This is a genomic window from Brevundimonas sp. (assembly GCF_035627475.1).
Lineage (GTDB): Bacteria > Pseudomonadota > Alphaproteobacteria > Caulobacterales > Caulobacteraceae > Brevundimonas.
In genome coordinates this window covers 18,943-38,675 of record NZ_DASPLR010000053.1, presented here as the reverse complement: position 1 = coordinate 38,675, position 19,733 = coordinate 18,943, and the positions used below count along the sequence as shown (strand labels likewise).

The 19,733-nt window shown below is 70.9% G+C and carries 18 protein-coding genes; 9 read left to right on the top strand and 9 right to left on the bottom strand.

The features are described from left to right. The 4 genes from VEA62_RS14305 to VEA62_RS14290 all read right to left on the bottom strand — a co-directional run. Nucleotides 1-937 (bottom strand): pyridoxal phosphate-dependent aminotransferase (locus VEA62_RS14305; RefSeq protein WP_324823014.1); only part of this gene is annotated, 937 nt, incomplete at its 3' end. 72 nt (nt 938-1,009) lie between these two features. After that, entirely contained in the window at nt 1,010-1,594 is a 585-nt protein-coding gene (locus VEA62_RS14300; protein WP_324823012.1) for a hypothetical protein, read from the bottom strand. Next, nucleotides 1,594-3,456: a hypothetical protein gene (locus tag VEA62_RS14295; protein ID WP_324823010.1), complete on the bottom strand. Its 1,863-nt coding sequence runs from the start codon at nt 3,454-3,456 to the stop codon at nt 1,594-1,596. Before VEA62_RS14295 ends, VEA62_RS14300 begins: the two co-directional genes overlap by 1 nt. Before the next feature lie 23 nt (nt 3,457-3,479). Then, a complete protein-coding gene (locus VEA62_RS14290) occupies nt 3,480-4,127 on the bottom strand; it encodes a DUF305 domain-containing protein (RefSeq protein WP_324823008.1) in 648 nt (215 codons plus the stop codon). Nucleotides 4,128-4,298: 171 nt separating this feature from the next. Between VEA62_RS14290 and VEA62_RS14285 the strand changes: the two genes are divergently transcribed. The 7 genes from VEA62_RS14285 to VEA62_RS14255 all read left to right on the top strand — a co-directional run bounded on the left by VEA62_RS14285 (nt 4,299) and on the right by VEA62_RS14255 (nt 11,758). Continuing rightward, on the top strand, nt 4,299-5,021 hold the full coding sequence (locus VEA62_RS14285; RefSeq protein WP_324823006.1) for a TVP38/TMEM64 family protein: 723 nt from the start codon (nt 4,299-4,301) through the stop codon (nt 5,019-5,021). 235 nt (nt 5,022-5,256) lie between these two features. Beyond that, a complete protein-coding gene (locus tag VEA62_RS14280) occupies nt 5,257-6,297 on the top strand; it encodes a rod shape-determining protein (protein ID WP_056450471.1) in 1,041 nt (346 codons plus the stop codon). Between the two features lie 140 nt (nt 6,298-6,437). Continuing rightward, a complete protein-coding gene (mreC, locus tag VEA62_RS14275) occupies nt 6,438-7,526 on the top strand; it encodes a rod shape-determining protein MreC (RefSeq protein ID WP_324823004.1) in 1,089 nt (362 codons plus the stop codon). Further along, nucleotides 7,523-8,041 carry a hypothetical protein gene (locus VEA62_RS14270; protein ID WP_324823002.1) on the top strand — a complete coding sequence of 173 codons (519 nt, stop codon included), beginning with the start codon at nt 7,523-7,525 and terminating at the stop codon, nt 8,039-8,041. Before mreC ends, VEA62_RS14270 begins: the two co-directional genes overlap by 4 nt. Then, nucleotides 8,038-10,116 (top strand): penicillin-binding protein 2, encoded by a 2,079-nt coding sequence (gene mrdA, locus VEA62_RS14265; protein WP_324823000.1) that lies wholly within the window; start codon nt 8,038-8,040, stop codon nt 10,114-10,116. Before VEA62_RS14270 ends, mrdA begins: the two co-directional genes overlap by 4 nt. After that, nucleotides 10,113-11,270 carry a rod shape-determining protein RodA gene (gene rodA, locus VEA62_RS14260; RefSeq protein ID WP_324822998.1) on the top strand — a complete coding sequence of 386 codons (1,158 nt, stop codon included), beginning with the start codon at nt 10,113-10,115 and terminating at the stop codon, nt 11,268-11,270. Before mrdA ends, rodA begins: the two co-directional genes overlap by 4 nt. 29 nt (nt 11,271-11,299) lie before the next feature. Further along, nucleotides 11,300-11,758, top strand: a complete 459-nt coding sequence (locus tag VEA62_RS14255) for a DUF6173 family protein (RefSeq protein WP_324822996.1) — start codon at nt 11,300-11,302, stop codon at nt 11,756-11,758. A 46-nt stretch (nt 11,759-11,804) separates the two neighbouring features. Here VEA62_RS14255 and pip read toward each other — a convergent pair whose 3' ends face one another. Next, nucleotides 11,805-12,800, bottom strand: coding sequence for a prolyl aminopeptidase (gene pip / locus VEA62_RS14250; RefSeq protein WP_324822994.1), 996 nt, complete (start codon nt 12,798-12,800; stop codon nt 11,805-11,807). Between the two features lie 28 nt (nt 12,801-12,828). Next, nucleotides 12,829-13,200 carry a DUF423 domain-containing protein gene (locus tag VEA62_RS14245; protein ID WP_324822992.1) on the bottom strand — a complete coding sequence of 124 codons (372 nt, stop codon included), beginning with the start codon at nt 13,198-13,200 and terminating at the stop codon, nt 12,829-12,831. A gap of 49 nt (nt 13,201-13,249) precedes the next feature. Here VEA62_RS14245 and VEA62_RS14240 point away from each other — a divergent pair, with 49 nt between their 5' ends. After that, entirely contained in the window at nt 13,250-14,410 is a 1,161-nt protein-coding gene (locus tag VEA62_RS14240) for an MFS transporter (RefSeq protein WP_324822990.1), read from the top strand. Nucleotides 14,411-14,416: 6 nt separating this feature from the next. Here VEA62_RS14240 and VEA62_RS14235 read toward each other — a convergent pair whose 3' ends face one another. Beyond that, nucleotides 14,417-16,966, bottom strand: coding sequence for a tipN (locus VEA62_RS14235; protein WP_324822988.1), 2,550 nt, complete (start codon nt 16,964-16,966; stop codon nt 14,417-14,419). A gap of 117 nt (nt 16,967-17,083) precedes the next feature. Then, a complete protein-coding gene (locus VEA62_RS14230) occupies nt 17,084-17,269 on the bottom strand; it encodes a hypothetical protein (RefSeq protein ID WP_324822986.1) in 186 nt (61 codons plus the stop codon). Between the two features lie 199 nt (nt 17,270-17,468). Between VEA62_RS14230 and VEA62_RS14225 the strand changes: the two genes are divergently transcribed. Continuing rightward, entirely contained in the window at nt 17,469-18,932 is a 1,464-nt protein-coding gene (locus tag VEA62_RS14225; protein WP_324822984.1) for a phospholipase D-like domain-containing protein, read from the top strand. Here the strand turns inward: VEA62_RS14225 and VEA62_RS14220 are convergent. Continuing rightward, nucleotides 18,922-19,656: an endonuclease/exonuclease/phosphatase family protein gene (locus VEA62_RS14220; protein ID WP_324822982.1), complete on the bottom strand. Its 735-nt coding sequence runs from the start codon at nt 19,654-19,656 to the stop codon at nt 18,922-18,924. The two genes, VEA62_RS14225 and VEA62_RS14220, sit on opposite strands and share 11 nt — an antisense overlap. Between the last annotated feature and the right edge of the window lie 77 nt (nt 19,657-19,733).

The following is a 19,733-nucleotide window of genomic DNA, read 5'->3' as shown; positions in this document are numbered from 1 at the left end:
ACTGGTTCAGCAGGCCGACGATGAGATCGCGGCGGCGCTTGAACACCTCGGCGTTCTTCGGGATGAAGTCCTGCGGGCCGTTCAGCGCCTCGACGGCGGCGGCCTGGCTGATCGAGGCGGTGTGGGTCACCGACTGCGACTGGATCATGTTGATGGCCTTGATGATCGGCAGCGGGCCGGCGGCGTAGCCGACGCGCCAGCCGGTCATGGCATAGGCCTTGGACACGCCGTTCATGGTCAGCGTGCGGTCGTACAGCTTGGGCTCGACCTGGGCCGGGGTGGCGAACTTGAAGCCGTCATAGACCAGGTGCTCGTACATGTCGTCGGACATGATCCACACATGCGGATGCTTGAGCAGGACGTCGGTCAGGGCCTTGAGCTCGTCCCAGGTATAGGCCGCGCCGGTCGGGTTGGACGGCGAGTTCAGCACCAGCCACTTGGTCTTGGGCGTGATGGCCTTTTCCAGGTCGGCGGCCTGCAGCTTGAAGCCGTCCTCTTCCTTGCACTCGACGAACACCGGCACGCCGCCGAACATCAGGGCGATGTCGGGGTACGACACCCAATAGGGCGCCGGCACGATCACTTCGTCGCCCGGATTGATGGTGGCCATGAAGGCGTTGAAGATGGTGCCCTTGCCGCCGACGCCGACGGTGATCTGGTCCGGCGTGTAGTCCAGGCCGTTCTCGCGCTTGAACTTGGCAGAGATGGCCTTGCGCAGCTCGATGGTGCCGGCGGGCGCCACGTAGCGGGTCTGGCCGGCGTCGATGGCCTTCTTGCCGGCTTCGCGGATGTTGGCGGGCGTGTCGAAGTCCGGCTCGCCGGCGCCCAGGCCGATCACATCGCGTCCCTCGCGCTTCAGCTCGCGCGCCCGGGCGGTCACCGCCAGGGTGGCCGACGGCTTGACGCGGGCGAGGGCGGCGGACTGCAGGCTGGACATGGCGACTCCCGGAACGGCGCCCATTCCTTACGCAGTTGCGAAAGGGCGATCAAATGGCGGGGCCGTCCCGCCTCATCCCGCGGGCGGCAGATACTCCGCTGGTATCGGCGTGGCCGGCGTCTCGGCCAGCCAGTAGACGCCCAGAATCCACCAGCGGCTCCCGTCGTGGAACAGCTGGATGCTGTTGATCCCGCGCATGAAGGGCGCCGGATCGGACCGGCTGTGCACGCTGTCGTAGGTCGACCAGACATGGACCATGTGGCCGAAGCGTTCGGACCGGCTGGCGATCTCGCGCTCGTGGAAGCCGTCGCGCATCAGCACCGGCCCGCTGCGCCCAATATATTCCTCAGGCGTGATCGAGCGGGCGACGCCGACGCCCTGCGGATTGACGCCCGAGGGCATCAGCCGCGCCGTCGGGTGAAACAGCGACCGGAACCGGTCCCAGTCCCGCTCGACGCCGGCGTCGCCCGAGATCACGTCGTACAGCGCCGCCACGATCGCCTCGGGCGAAGCGACATCGGCCGCCCGGGCGGCGGGCGGCGCCGCGGGGGCCAGGGCCGGGGCCGGGGCAGGGGCGGCGGCGGCCTGGGCGGCCGCCGGCGCGGCGCAGCCCAGGCTCGCGGCCGCGAGGGCTGCGGCGAGGATCGAACTGCGCATCACGCCCCCTGGCCGCCGCCGAGCCGGCCGAACAGGTCCGACAGCGCCTTCAGCCGCGCTGCGTCGGCCTTGGCGGCGTTCTCGGGAACGACGGCGAGGGCCTGTGACAGCGTGGCGGCCCGCGCCTTGTCCGCCTGTCCGCCGCGCCATTGCTCGACCAGCGCGCCGGCCTGACCCGCCAGACCGGCGTCGATGCCGCCCGACCGCGCGAGCTGGTCCAGATAGGCCTGCGCCAGATCGGGACTGTCCCGCCACACCGGCCGCGTCTGGGTCTGCGGGTTGATCGTCTCCTGCATCACCTGTTCGGCCACGGCGATCTCGGCGGCCGACAGCCGGTCGCCGGGCTGGAGCCGCAGAACGTCGAGGCCGCGGGCGATCTCGCTCGCGTAAATCCGGCCGTTGAGCCAGTAGGCCGACCAGTGGCCGCCCACGTACAGCCGCTCCGCGTCGATGGGCCCGCGGTCGAAATAGGCGACCTCGAACGGCTTGGCCGGATCGGTGAAGTCGACGATCGACACCCCGCCCTGGTACCAGGCCTGGACCATCAGATCTCGTCCCGGCACCGGGATCAGATTGCCATTGTGGGCGACGCAGTTCTCGGACGCCGACTGGACCGAGGGCAGCTTGAAGTAGCTCTTGCCGACCAGGCGTCCGTCCTCGATCGCGGCGATCAGGTCGGCGCCCCAGGTGGCCGGATCCTCGGCCCGGCAGCGCGCCGCGACGCCGCCGCCCCATTCGTCGGTGAACAGCACCTTGTCGCCGGCGGCGTTGAATGTCGCCGAGTGCCAGTAGGCCATGTCGGGGTCGAACATTTCCGACACCCGCGACGGGTGCTCGGGGTCGGAGATGTCCAGCAGGATGCCGTTGCCGCTGCAGGCGCCCGCCGCCAGGCCGATCTCCGGATAGGCGGTGATGTCGTGGCACTGGTTTGTCGGGGCCGTTTCCTGGCCCGCGACGCCGAAGCGGCCGCCCTTCCACAGGCCGGCGATCTCGCCGGTTTCACGGTCGGCGAAGATGCGCGGGCGGCTGACGATGGCCGCCTGCTCCGGGGCGTTCAGCGGCACCTTGATCACGTCGATGGAATACAGGGCCGTTTCCGGGTTCGCGCCCGGTTCGCCGCCCTGGCAGATCGCCAGTTCGTCGCTCTTGCGGACGTCCGCCGTGCCCGAGACGTAGATGTAGAGGACGTTGGGATCGGTCGGGTGGGGCACCTGGGTGTGGGTGTGCGAGCCGCGGCAGGTCTGCACCGCCGCGATCTGTCGGGGCGCGCTCAGGTCGCTGATGTCGAAGATGCGGACGCCGCGGAAGCGTTCGGCGTTGACCTCGCCCTCGGCGTCCCGGACGCCGCAGTCGAGGCGGGCGCGGTTCTGCTCGACCGACATGAACAGCAGGTTGCCGTGAATCGACACATCGCCCTGGCCGCCGGGGCAGACCACCGACAGCACCAGTTCGGGTTCTCCCCGGGTGACGTCATAGGCGTTGAAGCCGTGGAAGCTGCCGACGAACAGACGGCCGTTCGAGATGGCCATGTCGCTGTTGGCCAGGGCCAGCGGGCTGTATTTCGGAGCGGGGAGGGGCTGGGCCGTCCCGGCCTCGACCGCGGCCTGGCGGGCCCGCATGGCCGCCGCCTCCTCGCGGGTGGGCGGACCCCACAGGGAGTCCGGATCGAAGAAGCCCGGCGGCGGGGCGATCGAATATTCAAGCGTCAGGCCGGAGACCGCCTGCCCGGCGTCGCGCAGGCCGGGGGTCAGGGTGGAGCGGGCGTCGACGCCTACGGCCGGCGCCTGCGCCTGGGCCGCCACGGCCCCGAACAGGAGGCTGGCCGCCGCGGCGGAGCTCAACAGAAGACTGCGGATGATCATGGTGGCCCCTCGGATGGATGGATCTACAGCTCGGACAGTATGGACTGCATGCGCAGGATTTCGGCCGACTGGTCGGCGGTGACGGAGTTGGTGAAGTCGGACAGGGTCGGATCCTCGGCCGCCTCGGGATCGTCCAGCAGGGCCTCGACCATGTTCAGCGCGCCCTGGTGGTGCTGGATCATGCCTTCGAGGAACAGCCGGTCGAAGGCCGGACCGCTCGCCGCGGCCAGGGTCGCCATCCGCGCGGGCGACAGCATGCCCGGCATCAAGGGCGTATCGGCCGTCATCGCCCCGTCCATGTGGCCCTGGTGGCCGGCATGCAGGTCCGCCGGCGCGACGGGCTGGCCGCGCTCGCCCAGCCACTCCCGCATCAGCGCCATCTCGGCTTCCTGGCTGCGCGCGATCCGCTCGCCCAGCCGCCGCACCGTCGGCGACGCGGCCCGCGTCTCCATCAGGGCGACCATCTCCACCGCCTGGGCGTGGTGGACGATCATGTGCTGCATGAAGCGGACATCGGCCTCCACGAAGCCGGTGCGGCTCAACTCCACCGCTTCGGCCGGGCTGATCACCCGCGAGGGCGCGCCCGGAGCCCCCGGATTGAAGATCGGCGGCGTCTGCTGCGCCGTCGTCCCGATCAGACCCGCGAAAATCACTGCAAGCGTCAGGGACAAGCGATCAGGCTCCGGCCGGCCAGGGTGGCGGCGGGGACAGTAGGGGCCGAAAACGGGCGGGGGCAAGACGGAAAACGAGCCGGACGGCGCTGGCCGGTCCGTGCGCCCCGGGGGACGCCGTCTCCTCCACTCTCGCCCACGCGGCGGCGGCCTGCTAATCCCCGGGGCTCCATGCGCCGCCTTCTCGACTTCATCCTCAATATGGAAGGCCGCCGCTGGCGGGCGGCGCTGGCGACGGCGCTGCTGCTCGGCGCGACCGTCGCCCTGCTGATGATCGGCAAGAGCCAGCTCGGACTGGCGGCCGAGGAGAAGCTCGAGGCCTGGCTGCAGGGCTACGCCGGAAGCCCCTGGGCCTTCGCCGCCACGGTCGTGCTGTTCGTCGCCGCCGCCTTCATCGGCGCGCCGCAGTTCATCCTGATCGCCGCCTGCGTCGTCGCCTTCGGGCCGTGGTGGGGGTTCGTCTACAGCTGGGTGGCGACCATCGCCTCGGCCGGAGTGACCTACTGGCTCGGGCGGGGCCCGACGGCGCGGATGCTGGACCGGTTCGGCGGGCGGACCCTGAACCGGCTCAAGGGCTTCGTCGGCAAGAACGCCTTCTACGCCAGCTTCATGATCCGCAACGTGCCCTCGGCGCCGTTCATCGTCGTCAACATGGCCTTCGGGGCCACGCGCGCGTCCTTCCCCGCCTACCTGTCCGGTTGCGCCCTCGGCGTGCTGCCGAAGACGGCGCTGGTGGCCTTCTTCGGAGGGGCGGTGGTGTCGGCGGTTTCGGGCGACGGCGTCTGGACGTCGCTGATCCTGGCGGCCGTCGCGGTGGTCTGGCTCGGCCTGATGCTGGGCGTCCGCGAACTGGTCAAACGGCGCGAGCGGGCGGCCGGGGGGACCGACGAATAAGCTTGGCTGACGCTATCGTGAACGGCCACGCTCCAGATAGCGCGGACACAGCCCCCGTACGCGCCGCATGGGGCTTGTAATCCCCCCCGCACACGGGCAAACGGGCCTTCGGTCGGTCAGGCGATAACGATCAGGAGGCGGCGCGGATGGGGATGCGCGCGGCCGGGGCGTCGCCGAAACGGATCGAGACAGCGAACGCCCTATTCAAGGCCCGAACGAACGGTATCCCGAACCCATGTTCTCCAGCATTTTCGGCGCGATCTCCAACGACATCGCCATCGACCTCGGCACCGCCAACACCCTGATCTACATGAAGGGCAAGGGCATTGTGCTGAACGAGCCCTCGGTGGTCGCGCTGCGTAACGTGGGCGGCCGCAAGATCGTTCACGCCGTCGGCATCGAGGCCAAGCAGATGCTGGGCCGCACGCCCGGGCACATGGAAGCCATCCGTCCGATGCGCGACGGGGTCATCGCCGACTTCGAAGTCGCCGAGGAGATGATCAAGCACTTCATCCGCAAGGTTCACAACCGCAAGGGCTTCGTGAACCCCAAGGTGATCGTCTGCGTGCCGTCGGGCGCCACCGCCGTCGAGCGCCGCGCCATCAACGACTCCTGCCTCAACGCCTCCGCCCGCCGCGTCGGCCTGATCGACGAGCCGATGGCCGCCGCGATCGGCGCCGGCCTGCCGATCCACGAGCCGACCGGCTCCATGGTCGTCGACATCGGCGGCGGCACCACCGAGGTGGCCGTGCTCTCGCTGTCGGGCATCGTCTATTCGCGTTCGGTCCGCGTCGGCGGCGACAAGATGGACGAGGCGATCATCTCCTACATGCGCCGCAACCATAACCTTCTGATCGGCGAGACCACCGCCGAGCGCATCAAGAAGGACATCGGCACCGCCCGCATCCCGGCCGACGGCGAGGGCCTGTCGATCGACGTCAAGGGCCGCGATCTGATGCAGGGCGTGCCGCGGGAAGTGCGCATCTCCGAGCGTCAGGCGGCGGAAGCCCTTGCGGAACCCGTCACCCAGATCGTCGAGGCCGTGAAGGTCGCGCTGGAAGCCACTCCGCCCGAACTGGCCGCCGACATCGCCGACAAGGGCATCATGCTGACCGGCGGCGGCGCCCTGCTGCGCGGCCTGGACGCCGAGATCCGCGACCACACCGGCCTGCCGGTCTCGGTCGCCGACGATCCGCTGTCCTGCGTGGCCATCGGCTGCGGCCGCGTGCTCGAGCACCCGCGCTGGATGAAGGGCGTGCTCGACTCGGCCCTCTGAGGCGCCGCGTCGAACGTCCGCCTCAAATCCCTGTCATCACAGGGGTTACGGCGGTTTCCAAACGGTCCGGATTTTGCGATAGGCTCGGCATATCGGCGGGGGGCGTCCCGCTGATTCCCTTTTTCTGAGGAAGGCGCGCCGTGGCGTTTCGCGACGGACCGTTCGAAAACATCAAGGTGCCGCTGGTCTGGACCGCGGCGGTCACCGTCGTGGTCGCCGCCGTCGGCTGCGTCCTGCTGCTGATCAGCGACGCCCGGGCCCAGAATTCTCCGTACCAGCCCGTCCGCGCCGGCGTCGAAAGCGTCTCCGGCCCCGTCGGCGGCGTGTTCGCGGCCCCGGTGCGGTGGTTCGGTCACGCCTCCGACTATGTCGGCGGCTACTTCTTCGCTGTGTCCGAGAACCGCCGGCTCAAGCGCGAACTCGCCGAGCTGCAGCCGTGGCGCGACCAGGCCATCGCCCTGAAGAACGTCAACGCCCGCTACGAGGCGATGCTCGGCATCCGGCCCGAGCCGCCCGTGGCCATGCGCACCGCCCGCTCGATCTCCGACACCCGCGGCCCGTTCTCGAACGCCCGGCTGATCGACGTCGGCTCCGCCAAGGGCGTCAAGGTCGGCAATCCGGTGATCAACGAGCACGGTCTGGTCGGCCGCATCGTCGGAACCTCGCCCAACATCAGCCGCATGCTGCTGCTGACCGACGTGGCCAGCCGCACGCCGGTGCTGGTCGACCGCACCGACGCCCGCGCCCTGCTGACCGGCGACGGCTCGGGCAATCCGCGGCTCGAGTTCGTGCGCGGGGCCGGGTCGGTCCAGGCGGGAGACCGCATCCTGTCCTCCGGCGACGGCGGCGGCTTTCCGCGCGGCGTGCCCATCGGCGTCGCCGCGAAAGGCATCGACGGCTCGTGGCGGGTCAAGCTGTTCAGCGACCGCGGGGCCATCGACTACGTCCGGGTCATGCTGTTCGAGGACTTCGGCCAGCTGATCGGCCCCGACGATCTGAACGCCCCGCCGCTGGCCGCGCTCGATACCGTCGCCGCGGCCACACCGGCCCAGGCCGCCGCCATCTCCGACGCCGCCGCCCGCCGCGCCGCCGCGGCCGCGACTCCGCCCGCGCAGCCGGCGGCCCGGACCCCGGCCCGATCACCCGCCCAGTCGCCGGCCCAGTCGCCGGCCCAGTCGCCGGCCCAGCCCGCGACGCCGCCTGCGCCATCGCCGGGAGGGACCGAATGAGACGTCCCGTCGCGGTCCGCGTGGTCGGGCCGATGCAGTGGATCGTCTATCCGGCGCTGATCACCGTCGCGGCCACCATCGTCCTGCAGACCCCGGTCGAGCTGTTCGGCCTCCACCTGCCCGAGCCGGTGATCCCCATGGTGCTGGCCTTCGCCTGGCCGCTGATCCGGCCCTCGGTTCTCGCGCCGCTTGTGCTGGCCGGCCTGGGACTGCTGCTCGACATCCTGACCTACGGCCCGCTCGGCCTCTGGGCCTTGGCCTTCCTGGTCATCTACAGCGTCGTCCTGGCCTCGCGCAGCTTCCTGGCCGGGCAGGACACGGCGGTGCTGTTCGTCTGGTACGCGGCCTGCTGCGGCCTGGCCTTCCTGCTGGCCTACCTCGCCATGGCCGTCATCACCGGCATGCCGGCCAGCCTGATCTCGCTGGCCCTTCAGGTCGCCCCGACCCTGCTGCTGTTCCCGTTCGCGCACCGGCTCATCGAGCGGTTCGAGGACGGCGACGTGAGGTTCCGATGAGCTCGGAACCGTCCATCTTCTTCTCCGACACCAACGAGCGGCAGGGCTCCTTCCTGCGCCGCACCTTCGTCCTGGGCGGGCTGACCACCCTGGGCGGCGTCGCCCTGACCGCCCGGCTGGCCCAGCTCCAGGTCTTCCAGGCCGGCGAATACGCCACGCTCGCCACCAACAATCAGTTCAACTTCCGCCTCGTGCCGCCGCCGCGCGGCCGCATCCTCGACCGAAACGGCGTGGTCATCGCCGGCAACCGGCCCAGTTTCCGCGTGCTGGTGGTCCGCGACGAGACCAAGGATCTAGACCAGACGCTCGACCTGCTCGGCCGCCTGCTGCCCGACACCCTGGAGCGCCGCCGCGCCATCATCCGCGACGTCAACGCCGCGCCGCGCTTCTCGCCGGTCCCGGTCAAGAGCGATCTGACCTGGGAGGAGTTCGCCCGGGTCAACCTCTACGCCAACGAGCTGCCTGGCGTGATGGCCGACATGAACGAGGCCCGCTACTACCCGTTCGGCGGGTCGTTCGCCCACGTCATCGGCTATGTCGCCAAGCCCAACGACCGCGACATCAAGGCGATCGAGGAGCGTGGCGAGAAGGTCCCCGAGATCCTCTACAATCCGGGCTTCCGCATCGGCCGCCAGGGTGTCGAGAAGGCCTTCGACGCCGACCTGCGGGGCGAGGCCGGCGGCAACCGGGTCGAGGTCGACGCCCGCGGCCGCGTCGTCGCCGAGGATATCGGCGGCTCGAGGCCCGCCATCCCCGGCAAGGACATCGTCCTGACCCTCGACGCCGACGTGCAGAACCGCGCGCTCGAGGTCTATGGCGAGGAGTCGGGCGGCTGCGTGGTCATGGATGTCCGTAACGGCGACATCCTGTGCATGGTGTCGGCGCCGTCGTTCGACCCGAACCTGTTCGTCGGCGGCGTGCCCGGCAAGATCTACAACGCCCTGCGCGACTACGAACGCAAGCCGCTGCTGGACAAGGCGATCTACGGCACCTTCCCGCCGGGCTCGACCTTCAAGATGACCACGGCCCTGGCCCTGCTCGACGCCGGCATCGATCCGGCCGAGCGGGTGACCTGCACCGGCGGCTATCGCTACGGCAGCCGCACCTTCCGCTGCTGGCGGGCGGGGGGGCACGGTCCCATGGACATGCACAACGCCATCAAGAACTCGTGCGACACCTATTTCTACCACCTGTGCAACCGGGCCGGCGTGGACCGGATCGCGCGCGTGGCGAAGAGCCTCGGCTTCGGCCAAGCCTATGAGATCGGCATCGCGGGCCAGTCCAGCGGCACCGTGCCCTCGACCCAGTGGAAGCGCGACTATACGGCCCGCACCAAATGGGACGACGACGGGACCTGGTATCCGGGCGAGACCCTGTCGGTGGCGATCGGGCAGGGGGCCCTGGCGGTCAATGCGCTGCAGCTGGCGGTGATGACCTCCCGGATCGCCAACGGCCGCAAGGCGGTCCAGCCGCGGCTGGTCAAGGCGGTCGGCGGGGAGGCCCGTGCGCCGCAGCCGGCCTTCGCCGACCTGCCCTTCTCGAGCGAGCATCTCGACATCGTCCGGGGCGGCATGGCGGCCGTGGCCAACGACGTCACCGGTACGGCCTATCGGGCCTCGCAGCTCGGCCTCGGCGACATCCAGATGGCCGGCAAGACCGGCACGGCCCAGTCGCGCGACTACCGGCCCGGCGAGTCCCGCGGCCCCCGCAACGCCCAGTGGTCGCGCCGGGACCATGCCCTGTTCGTCGCCTTCGCGCCGCACGACGCGCCGCGCTACGCCATCGCCCTGATCATTCAGCACGCCCCCGCGGGCGGCGCCGCCGACGCCGCGCCCAAGGCGCGCGAGATCATGAAGACCGTCCTGCTCAAGGATCCGGACATGCGCGCCCGCATCGAACGGCCCCTGCCGCCCGAAGCCGAGGCCCCCGTCGGCGCCGACGAGGGCGAGGCCGGCGCCGGTCCGGGCGGCGAGGTCACCGGCGAGGCCGCGGCCGCGGTCGCTCCGCCCCCTTCGCGCCCTGCGCCCACGGCCACCTCGGGACCGCGCCCCTATCTGTCGGAGCCGCGCCAATGACTGCTTCGGCCCTGACCCGTCCCGGCGAACGGGACCGGATATCGATCAAGGTCACCGAGATTGACTGGCGCATCGTCGGCTTGCTGTGCGTCATCGCCGGCGTCGGCGCGGCCATGCTCTATTCGATCACCGGCGGCCACTGGCAGCCCTGGGCCGCCGACCATCTGATCCGCTTCGGGGTCATGCTGGTTGTCATGCTGTGCCTCGCCCTGATCCATCCCAAATGGTGGTTCCGCGGGGCCTATCCGCTCTATGCCCTGCTGCTGCTGCTGGTCCTGATGATCGAGTTCACGCCCCTCGGCTATACCGCCGGCGGAGCGCGCAACTGGCTGAACCTCGGTTTCATGCGGATCCAGCCGGCCGAGTTCATGAAGCTGGGCCTCGTCCTCGCCCTGGCCCGCTGGTACCATAACCATTCGGCCCAGGACGCCCGCTGGTCGTGGAAGCTGCTCATCCCCGCCGGCATGATCGGGGTGCCCTTCCTGCTGGTCGCCAAACAGCCCGATCTCGGCTCGGCCATGATCATCGGCCTGACCGGCGCGGCGGTGATGTTCGTGGCGGGGCTCAGCTGGCGCGTGATCGCCGCCGGCGCGGCGGCCGCCGTCGCCACCATCCCGCCGTTCGTGATGTTCGTCATGCACGACTACCAGCGCAATCGCGTCCTGACCTTCCTCAATCCCGAGGCGGACCCGTCAGGCACCGGCTACAACATCATCCAGTCCAAGATCGCCCTCGGCTCCGGCGGACTGCTGGGCAAGGGCTATGGCCTGGGCAGCCAGAGCCAGCTCGAATTCCTGCCCGAGCGGCACACGGACTTCATCTTCTCGACCGTGGCCGAGGAGTTCGGCTTCATCGGCTCGTTCACCGTCCTGGCCTGCTATGTCGCGGTCATCCTCATCGCCCTGCGCATAGCCTCGCTGGCCCACAGCCATTTCGGACGCATCGCCGCCGCCGGCATGACGGCCTTCTTCGCCCTGTTCGTTCTGATCAACGGCGCCATGGTCATGGGCATGGCCCCCGTCGTCGGCGTGCCCATGCCGCTGCTGTCCTACGGGGGCTCGTCGATGATGACGGTGATGATCGGTTTCGGCCTCGTGCTGTCCACCCGCGTGCACCGCTACGCCGAGCTGCCCAAGGGCCACGGGCTGTTCTGATCGGCCGTTTCGCGCGTTAGGTTGGGGTCATGACCCAAGCCGAAGCCGATTCCACCCTCCCCAAATTCGTTCCGGACTGGGAAGACGAGCCCTGTCCGCAGCCCATGCTTCCGAGCGCCTCGCCCGAGCGGAGGGCGGGTCTGACCGAAGGCGTGCGTATGCGCGAGAACCCGGCGGAGTGGGCGTTCGTCCGTCTGTCCAAGCTGATCGAGGATTTCGAAAAGGGTCTCGACCGTGACGAGGAGATCGCCGCCCACCTCGTCGGCGGTCCCGGCGACGCCACCATGCAGATCGAGGATGTCGGCTTCTGGGGGCCCGACTTCATCATGTTCACCGGCAAGAACGCCGATGGCCGCCCGATCCGGCTGATCCAGCACTACGCCCAGATCAACGTCCTGCTGAACGCCCGCAAGAAGCCGGAGGAGCGCGAAGCCCGCCGCATCGGCTTCCAGCTCTCGGAGCTGGTCGAGAAGACCAACCCCAAGTGAGGCGACAGGCAGCAGTGACGATTGTGTTGCGTCGGCGGGCGGGGCCCTAATCCCTACTGCCTGTCGCCTGGAGCGACGCCGCCCAGTCCGTCGCCCGCACCAGGCTGTCGACGATGCCCGGCTCGGTCGAGGCGTGGCCCGCGTCCCTGACGATGTCCAGCTTCGCCTCGGGCCACGCCCGGTGCAGCGCCCAGGCGCCCGACAGCGGGGTCACCACGTCGAACCGGCCCTGCGCGATCCAGCACGGAATGTGGCGGATGCGGCCGATGTTCTTCAGCAGCCAGCCTTCCTCGGGGAAGAAGCCGCCATTGGTGAAATACCAGTTCTCGATCCGGGCGAAGGCGACGGCGAAATCCGGCTCCGCGAACTTGTCGGGACGCGCCTCGGGGCCTTCGACGCTGACGGTCTCGCCCTCCCAGCTCGACCAGGCGATGGCGCAGCGTTCCCGCTCCGCCCGGTCGTCGCCGATCAGCCGCTTGTAGTAGGCGCCCATCAGATCGTGGCGCTCGTTCTCGGGGATGGGGGCGACGAACCGCTCCCAGGCGTCGGGGAACAGGTTCGAGGCGCCGTCCTGATAGAACCAGTGCAGCTCCGGCCGGGTCAGCAGGAAGATGCCGCGCAGCACCAGGGCCGAGGTCCGTTCGGGATGGGTGATCGCATAGGCCATCGACAGGGTCGAACCCCAGCTGCCGCCGAACACCACCCACTTGTCGACGCCCAGCAGTTCGCGCAGCCGCTCGATATCGTCGATCAGGGTCCAGGTGGTGTTGTCCTCCAGCGAGGCGTTCGGCCGGCTGTTGCCGCAGCCGCGCTGGTCGAACAGCACAATCCTGTATTTCGACGGGTCGAAATACCGCCGCATGCCCGGATTCACCGCGCCGCCGGGGCCTCCGTGCAGCACCACGACAGGCAGGCCCTGCGGGTTGCCGCATTCCTCGTAATAGATCTCGTGCACGCCGTCGGTCGGCATGAAGCCGGTGGCGTAGGGCTCGATTTCAGGGAACAGGTCGCGACGCGGCGTCTCGGGCACGGGGAAGGCCATACGGGTACTCGGTCTCTCTTCGTGGCTGTCAGGCGTTGGCGGTTTGTGTCCGCAATGCGGCAAAGGCGATCAAAAGCCAAGCCGAGATCATCAGTACGCCGCCGATCGGGGCCACGGCGCCCATCGCCAGCACGCCCAGCAGGGCGATGGCCGAAAGAGCCAGCGCGAAGATCAGGCCGCCCGCCGCGGCCAGCCAGCCGGCGACCACGATCAGCCGGTTCCGGGCGGGCCAGACGGCGCAGACGAGGGCGAGGATGGCGTGCGCCAATTCGTACTGCGCGCCCGTGGTCAGCAGGGACTTGATCTGCGGTCCGGCGCCATGGGCCCCGAAGGCGCCCAGCGCCACGGCCAGTGCTCCGTTCAACGCGGCGAAGGCCGCCAGACTGCGATCGACTGTCATGTCGTGAACGCTAGCCGACAGAATCCCGCGCGTCTGCTATTCGCCCGCCATGACCGCCGCCCAGCGCATGGCTTTGCAGTATGTGTTGCTCTTCGGCGCCAGTGGCGTGTCCCTTCCGTTTGCAGGCCTGTGGTTCCGCTCGCAAGGGTTGAGCGGAGCCGAGATCGGGACCCTGCTGGCCGCGCCCATGCTGGCGCGCGTGGCGAGCGGACCGCTGCTGGCGGTCTGGGCCGACGGCTTTCACCGCCGGCGCACGCCGATCGCCCTGCTCGGCCTGGCCATGGCCGGCGGCTACGGCGCGGCCGGTCTCGTCGACGGATTCGCCGCCTGGGCGGTCTGCTGGTTCGTCGGCGCGACCGCCGCCGCGGCGCTGATTCCCCTGACCGACGTCCTCACCCTGCGGCTGGCGGCGCGGGACGGGTTCAGCTTCTCGCTGCCGCGCGGCTGCGGCTCGGCCGCCTTCGTCGCCGCCAACCTCGGCATGGGCGCCCTGCTGCTGGCCGCCCCGGTCGACGCCGTCATAGTCTGGACGACCCTGGCGGCGCTCGGCGTCGCCGCCGTCGCCGCCTTCCTCCTGCCGCCCGAACCGGTCGCGGACGGCGTCCCGGCGGCGGGGCTGGAGCGGTTCCGGGGACTCGGCCGCCTGCTCGCCGACCCGGTCTTCATGACCGCCATCTTCGCCGTCGGCATGGTCCAGGCCGCCCACGCCTTTCAGTACGGCTTCTCGGCCATCCTGTGGAAAACCCAAGGGATAAGCGAGGCGGTCACCGGCCAGCTCTGGGCCTTCGGCGTGGTCGTCGAGATCGGACTGATGTGGCTGTTCGAGCCGTGGCGCCGCCGGGCCGGGATCGGGCCGTGGAGCCTGTTGATGACCGGGTCGGCCGCCGCCGTGCTGCGCTGGAGCGCCATGGCCTTCGCCCCGCCGCTATGGCTGCTGTGGCCGCTGCAGGCGCTGCACGCCCTGACCTTCGCCGCCACCTTCCTCGCCGGGGTGCAGATCGTCGAGCGCCTGGCGCCGCGCGACAGCCAGACCGCCGCCCAGACCCTCGGCTCGGTCCTGTCGGCGGGCCTGCTGATCGGCCTGGCCACGGCCGCCTCGGGGCCGCTCTACGACCGCTTCGGCGCCGGCGGCTACTGGGCCATGGCCGTCATGGCCGCCATCGGGCTCGCCGCCGCCGCGCCGCTGCGGCTCAGGCTCGGAGGGCGCTGAGGCCGTTCAGGCCAGGTCGCCGATGGCGGCGTCCAGCAGCATATAGGCCCGGCCGCCGTCCGAGGTCAGCCGCCCCAGCACCCCCGGTCCATCCCCGGCCGCGGCCCTCGCGCTCAGGTCGCGCGAGAAGGTCCGCACATAGGCCTCGGCGTCGGCGCGAAGGTCGGCGTCCGTCAGCACCCGCCGCGACACGCTGCGCACCGCCGCAGGCGCGACCCGCCGCACGATCTGCCGGGCCCGGTCGGCGTCTCCGGCGGCCACCGCCTGGGCGGCCTCCTCGACGCGGGAGCGCGGCAGCAGGGCGTTGGGGTCGACGCCCATGCGGCGGATCGCGGCCGTGATCCGCTCCCCCAGGGCCTCGCCGTCGGCGGCCGGCATGACCGGCGTGTCGAGATCCAGCGGCGCCTCGCCGGGGCCCTGATCCTCCAGGTCGCTCCAGTCCAGCCGGTCCTTCTCCGGCTGGTTCGGTGGGGCGGCGCCGGGCATGGGCTCCAGCTTCAGCCGTCCACGCAGGCCGAAGCCGCGCGGCTCCGGCTCCGGCCGTTCGGGCCGTGCCCGCTGGGGCGCCTCCGGCTCGGGCGGCGGGCTCGCGGCGAGGGTGTCGCGCCGGCGCGGAATGGCGGGGCTGTCGCCGGACACCACCCCCATCAGCCGGACCGCCTCGGTCAGCATGTCGTAGTTGCGCCGCACCCGCTCCTGGAATCCGGCGTCCAGCGCCTCGGTGTCGGCGGCGGCCTTCTGCGAGGCGGCGGCCAGGGCGGCGAGGCCCTCCTCGACGGAGGCGCGCACCGCCTCGACCCGCTTCTGGGCCTCCGCGGGCAGGCGCGCGGCCCGCTCGTCGAGGTCGGCCATGGCGTCGTCGATGCGAGCGAGGGCGGCGTTCATCCGCTCCACCGTGTTCTCGAGTTGCTCGAGGGCGTGCTGCCCGGCCTCGTCGACCAGGCTGCTGGTCTCGGAGACGATGCGCCGGGCGCTGTCGACGCGGGCGTCGGCGGCATGGTCCGCCTTCTGGGCGGCCTCGAACAGGGCCTCGCCCAGCCGGTCGGCGCGGACCTGGGCCTGTTCGGCCGCCTCCTCGGCGGCGAGGCGGGAGTCCTCGGCCGTGGCCTGCAGGGCGGCGAGCGCCCGCCGGGTCTCCTCGACCAGGGCGTCGCGCGCTTCGGCCGCCAGGGCCTCGAACCGGTCGAGCGCCACCTTGGTGGCGTTGTCGAAACCGTCGGCCTCCCGCTGCGACATCTCGACGAGGGCCCGGAACTGGTCGGTCGCGGCCTCCACCAGATCCTTGATGCTCTCGGTCGTGCGCAGCGACGTCTGGCCCAGTTCGTCGGTGACGGCGCGCGTGGCTGACAGCTGCTCGGTCAGCTGCGCCCTCTGGCTCTCGACCTGGGCCGAGAAGTCCTCCTGGTCGGTGCGCAGGGCGTAGGCGGCCGTGACCAGGGCGGCGCGCTGCTGGCCGAGGCCTTCCTCGACCGACTGGATCTGTTCGGCCACGCCCGAACCGGCGTTCTCCAGCCGCAGCGTCTGCCGCGCCAGGTCGTCGGCGGCGATGCGGGCGGCGTCCTGCGCCTCGCCGGCGGCGGCGGCCAGATCGGCGGCGCGCGCGGCCAGGGCGGCCTCGGCTTCCCGCAGCTGCGTCTGGGCGAGGTCGGAGGCGTCGACCACCATGCGCGACTGCCGCTCGACCGCGTCGATCACGCCGGTGGCCTGGCTGTCCAGCTGGACGCCCAGGGTCTGCATCTGGTCGCGCTCGTGGCCGAGCTGTTCCGCCAGCCGGCGCGCGGTGCGGCCGGCGTTCTCGGCGGCCTCGTTCAGGCGCTGTGTTTCCTGGGCCAACGCCTCGCGCAGCAGGGTCATGTCGTGCCGCGCCCGCTCGGCGGCCAGCGAGGCCTGGTCGATGTCGTTGCGCAGCGAATGCAGCACCTCGCCGGTCTGCTGGGCCGCCAGCGCGGTCGGCGCGATCAGCGCCTCCGACAGTTGCCGGGCCCTCCGCGTTTCGGCGGCCAGGCCGGCGCCCTGCCGCACCGCATGGGCCAGCATGATGGCCAGCCCCGCCGGGGCGAGGGCGATCAGCGCATAGACGGCCAGCCGCAGGGGCTCCAGCCCGGCGGCGCCCGAACCCACCTCAAAGGCCAGCCAGGCGGCCACGCCGCCGATCCACAGGGCCGCCGCGACGCCCGCCAGCAGATAGGCGTGACGTCCGGACGGAGCCTGTTCGGCCTGACGCCGGAGCGGGGCGGGGGAGGGGGGCGGCTCATAGGCCACCGGCGGCGCATCGGCGGAACGCCCAAGCTCCGGCGTCACGGCCGGGGCCAGGGCCTCCGCCTCGCGCCGGGCGGCCTCGGCGGCCTTCTGCTCGGCCTGGCGGCGCTCCTCGGCGAGGCGCCGGCGGCGTCGCTCGGACATGGGCCGCTCCGTCGTTTCGGGAGCCGGTTCGGGCTCCGGCCCGGCGGCGGGCTCGGGCGGCGGCTCCGGCGCGGCTTCCAGGTCGGCCAACGCAGCCGCCTCGGGATCGGGGTCGGTCAGGTTCAGCGGCGGCCGGTTGCGGGGCGACTTCATAAGGCGGCGATCTCGTCAGGATGCGACGTCGCGCAGCCGGGGCGCGCGACCCGCCGGAACCCTAGCGGCTCATTCGCGGCGCGCAAAGGCGACGGCGGACGAATCCGGGGGAAGGAGTCAGCAGTCCTGCTGGTCGCCGGCGGCGGTCAGTATGGCGGCGGCCGGCTTGTCGCCGCAGTCCTGGACGCGGTGAACCTCGCGCCGGGGCTTGTCAGGGGCGTCCAGCTGCAGGCCGAATTGGGACAGGGCCGCTGCGGCCAGCAGGGCGACGAAGCCGATGATCATTTCGATCAGCGCCTGCATCGCCGACCTCCCCCGTCCAGAATGAGCCTTCTTATGCCCTGAAACCAGCGTTCCGGCAATCCGGCGCTCCCCGACCACGTCCGACGGCGCGCGGGCGGGATTGACCTCGGGGGACAGGCCATGGAACGGAACCGGGCGGAATGCGTCCTGTAGAGCTTGGGCGCGCGCCGCCGTCATGCGAATCGGTCAGGCTGCCCCCATGAGCCTTTTGGCGGACGAACAGAACGAGCCCTGGCTGGAGCCGGGACGGAACTGCTGGCGGGTCGAGACCGCCGGCCGGTTCGCGGTCCTGATGGAGAACGCCGCCTATTTCGACGCGCTGCGGTCGGCCCTGGACAAGGCGCGGCGCTCGGTCGTCCTGCTGGGCTGGCAGTTCGACCCGCGCACGCGCCTCGATCCGGAGACCCTGCCCGACGACCATCATGCCGAGATCGGGCATCAACTGCGCATGATGGTGAAGGCCCGTCCCGACGTCGACGTGCGGCTGCTGATCTGGAAGTCGCCGCTGGTCATCGCCGCCTCGCAAGGCTTCTTCCCGCACCGGGCCCAGAGCTGGTTCCGCAAGCGGATGGTGGCGTTCCGCCTCGACCGCGCCGGTCCGGTCGGGGCCTGCCATCACCAGAAGGTGGTGATCATCGACGACCGCGTGGCCTTTTGCGGCGGCGGCGACATCGCCACCGACCGCTGGGACTCGGCCGAGCACCTGGACGACGACCCCCGCCGCTGCCAGCCGTCCGGCCTGATCCCGTCGCCCCGGCACGAGGTCATGTGCGTCATGGACGGTCCGGCGGCGCGCGCCCTCGGCGATCTGGCGAGGGACCGCTGGTTCCGCGCCACATCGGAACGGGCCGTGGCCGACGAGGTGGCGGAGGATCCATGGCCGGACGGCGTCGAGCCCGACCTGTTCGACACGCCCGTGGGCATCGCCCGCACCGAACCCGCCTGGGCCGGCCGGACAGGGGTGAGCGAAAACGAGCACCTCCACCTCGACGCCATCCGCCGCGCGCGCCGGCTGATCTATCTCGAGAACCAGTATTTCACCTCGCCGAAGATCGCGGCGGCCCTCGCCGAACGGCTGGCCGAGCCTGACGGACCCGAGGTCGTGCTGGTCTCGACCGGCGGCAGCCCCAGCTGGTTCGACCAGATGACCATGGATACGGCGCGGTCCGAGGTCCTGTTCCGGCTCGAGCAGGCCGACCGGAACAACCGCTTCTTCGCCTTCGCGCCGCACACCCGGGGCGGCGAGCGCATCATCGTGCACGCCAAGGTGTCGATCTACGACGACGAACTGCTGCGTATCGGCTCGACCAACCTGAACAACCGGTCCTTCGGCTTCGACACCGAGTGCGACGTCGCCGCCGCGCCGGCGACGGAAGAGGGCCGCGCCGCCATCCGCCGCTTCCGCCACCGGACCATCGGCCATTGGATCGGCGAGAGCGCCGACGAATTCGCCGCGGCCGAGGCCCTGGTCGGATCGGTCGGCGAGGCGATCCAGAAGTTCGACACCGGCCGGATGCAGGCGCTGGGCGCGGCCCCGCCGTCGGCGGTCGAGCGGTTCATCGCCGAGTTCCAGCTGGGCGACCCGACCTCCCCGTCCGACGCCTTCCGGCCGTGGAAGCGGCGCAGCCCGTCGCACCGCAACCGGCCCCGGATCAGCGCCTGATCTCGAAATCCACGACCAGCGGCAGGTGATCCGAGGCCATTCGGGCGAGGGGGGAGAAGGGGGCCGTCACCCCGGTCACCACCAGCTCCGGGCTGGTGAAGCAGTGGTCGATGCGGATCGCCGGGAAGCTGGAGGGGAAGGTCTTCACCGACGGCCGCAGACCCAGCGCCCGCTGGCAGTCCGACAGCCGCCGCGCCAGCGCCTGGTAGGGACGGGTGATCGAGGTGGCGTTGAAGTCGCCGGTCAGCAACGTCGGCCCCACGCAGGAGGGATGGCCCAGCCAGCCCTCGCCCAGCAGGGCGGCGGTCTGCAGCCGCTGTTCTCGCGGCACGAGGCCCAGATGGGTGTTGATCACATTGAGGGTGGCGCCGTCGAATTCGATCGCGGCCCACAGGGCGCCGCGCGGCTCCAGCCCCGGCACGCCGCGCACCGTCGGCAGGGCCCCTGACTTCACCAGCCGCTCGGGATGCGGCGTCAGGATGGCGTCGCCATACTGTTCCGCCTCGACCTTCATGGCGGCGTGGAAGTGGAAGGTCATGGCCAGCCGGTCGGCGATGGCGCTCGCCTGGTCCACCAGCCCCGTCCGGACGCGGCCCACGTCGAGCTCCTGCAGGCAGACGATGTCCGGCTCGTGCTCGGCGATCACCGCGGCGATCCGCCCGACGTCCAGCTTGCGGTCGATGCCGACGCAGCGATGCACATTGTAGGTCAGCAGGCGGGGCATGTGGTCCTGGAAAGGGGCCGAAACGCACTGAGGCGGCCGGGCTAGGCCATTTCAATCAGGAATGCGACCCCCGTGCG

What these genes read in the sequence shown, in the direction of transcription:
- VEA62_RS14285 (WP_324823006.1), top strand. Translation starts at nt 4,299, where the DNA reads ATGCGCCGCCTTCTCGACTTCATCCTCAATATGGAAGGCCGCCGCTGG.
- VEA62_RS14235 (WP_324822988.1), bottom strand. Translation starts at nt 16,966, where the DNA reads ATGAAGTCGCCCCGCAACCGGCCGCCGCTGAACCTGACCGACCCCGAT.
- VEA62_RS14295 (WP_324823010.1), bottom strand. Translation starts at nt 3,456, where the DNA reads ATGATCATCCGCAGTCTTCTGTTGAGCTCCGCCGCGGCGGCCAGCCTC.
- VEA62_RS14270 (WP_324823002.1), top strand. Translation starts at nt 7,523, where the DNA reads ATGAGACGTCCCGTCGCGGTCCGCGTGGTCGGGCCGATGCAGTGGATC.
- VEA62_RS14230 (WP_324822986.1), bottom strand. Translation starts at nt 17,269, where the DNA reads ATGCAGGCGCTGATCGAAATGATCATCGGCTTCGTCGCCCTGCTGGCC.
- VEA62_RS14220 (WP_324822982.1), bottom strand. Translation starts at nt 19,656, where the DNA reads ATGCCCCGCCTGCTGACCTACAATGTGCATCGCTGCGTCGGCATCGAC.
- pip (WP_324822994.1), bottom strand. Translation starts at nt 12,800, where the DNA reads ATGGCCTTCCCCGTGCCCGAGACGCCGCGTCGCGACCTGTTCCCTGAA.
- VEA62_RS14255 (WP_324822996.1), top strand. Translation starts at nt 11,300, where the DNA reads ATGACCCAAGCCGAAGCCGATTCCACCCTCCCCAAATTCGTTCCGGAC.
- VEA62_RS14225 (WP_324822984.1), top strand. Translation starts at nt 17,469, where the DNA reads ATGAGCCTTTTGGCGGACGAACAGAACGAGCCCTGGCTGGAGCCGGGA.
- VEA62_RS14280 (WP_056450471.1), top strand. Translation starts at nt 5,257, where the DNA reads ATGTTCTCCAGCATTTTCGGCGCGATCTCCAACGACATCGCCATCGAC.
- VEA62_RS14300 (WP_324823012.1), bottom strand. Translation starts at nt 1,594, where the DNA reads ATGCGCAGTTCGATCCTCGCCGCAGCCCTCGCGGCCGCGAGCCTGGGC.
- mrdA (WP_324823000.1), top strand. Translation starts at nt 8,038, where the DNA reads ATGAGCTCGGAACCGTCCATCTTCTTCTCCGACACCAACGAGCGGCAG.
- VEA62_RS14240 (WP_324822990.1), top strand. Translation starts at nt 13,250, where the DNA reads ATGACCGCCGCCCAGCGCATGGCTTTGCAGTATGTGTTGCTCTTCGGC.
- rodA (WP_324822998.1), top strand. Translation starts at nt 10,113, where the DNA reads ATGACTGCTTCGGCCCTGACCCGTCCCGGCGAACGGGACCGGATATCG.
- VEA62_RS14245 (WP_324822992.1), bottom strand. Translation starts at nt 13,200, where the DNA reads ATGACAGTCGATCGCAGTCTGGCGGCCTTCGCCGCGTTGAACGGAGCA.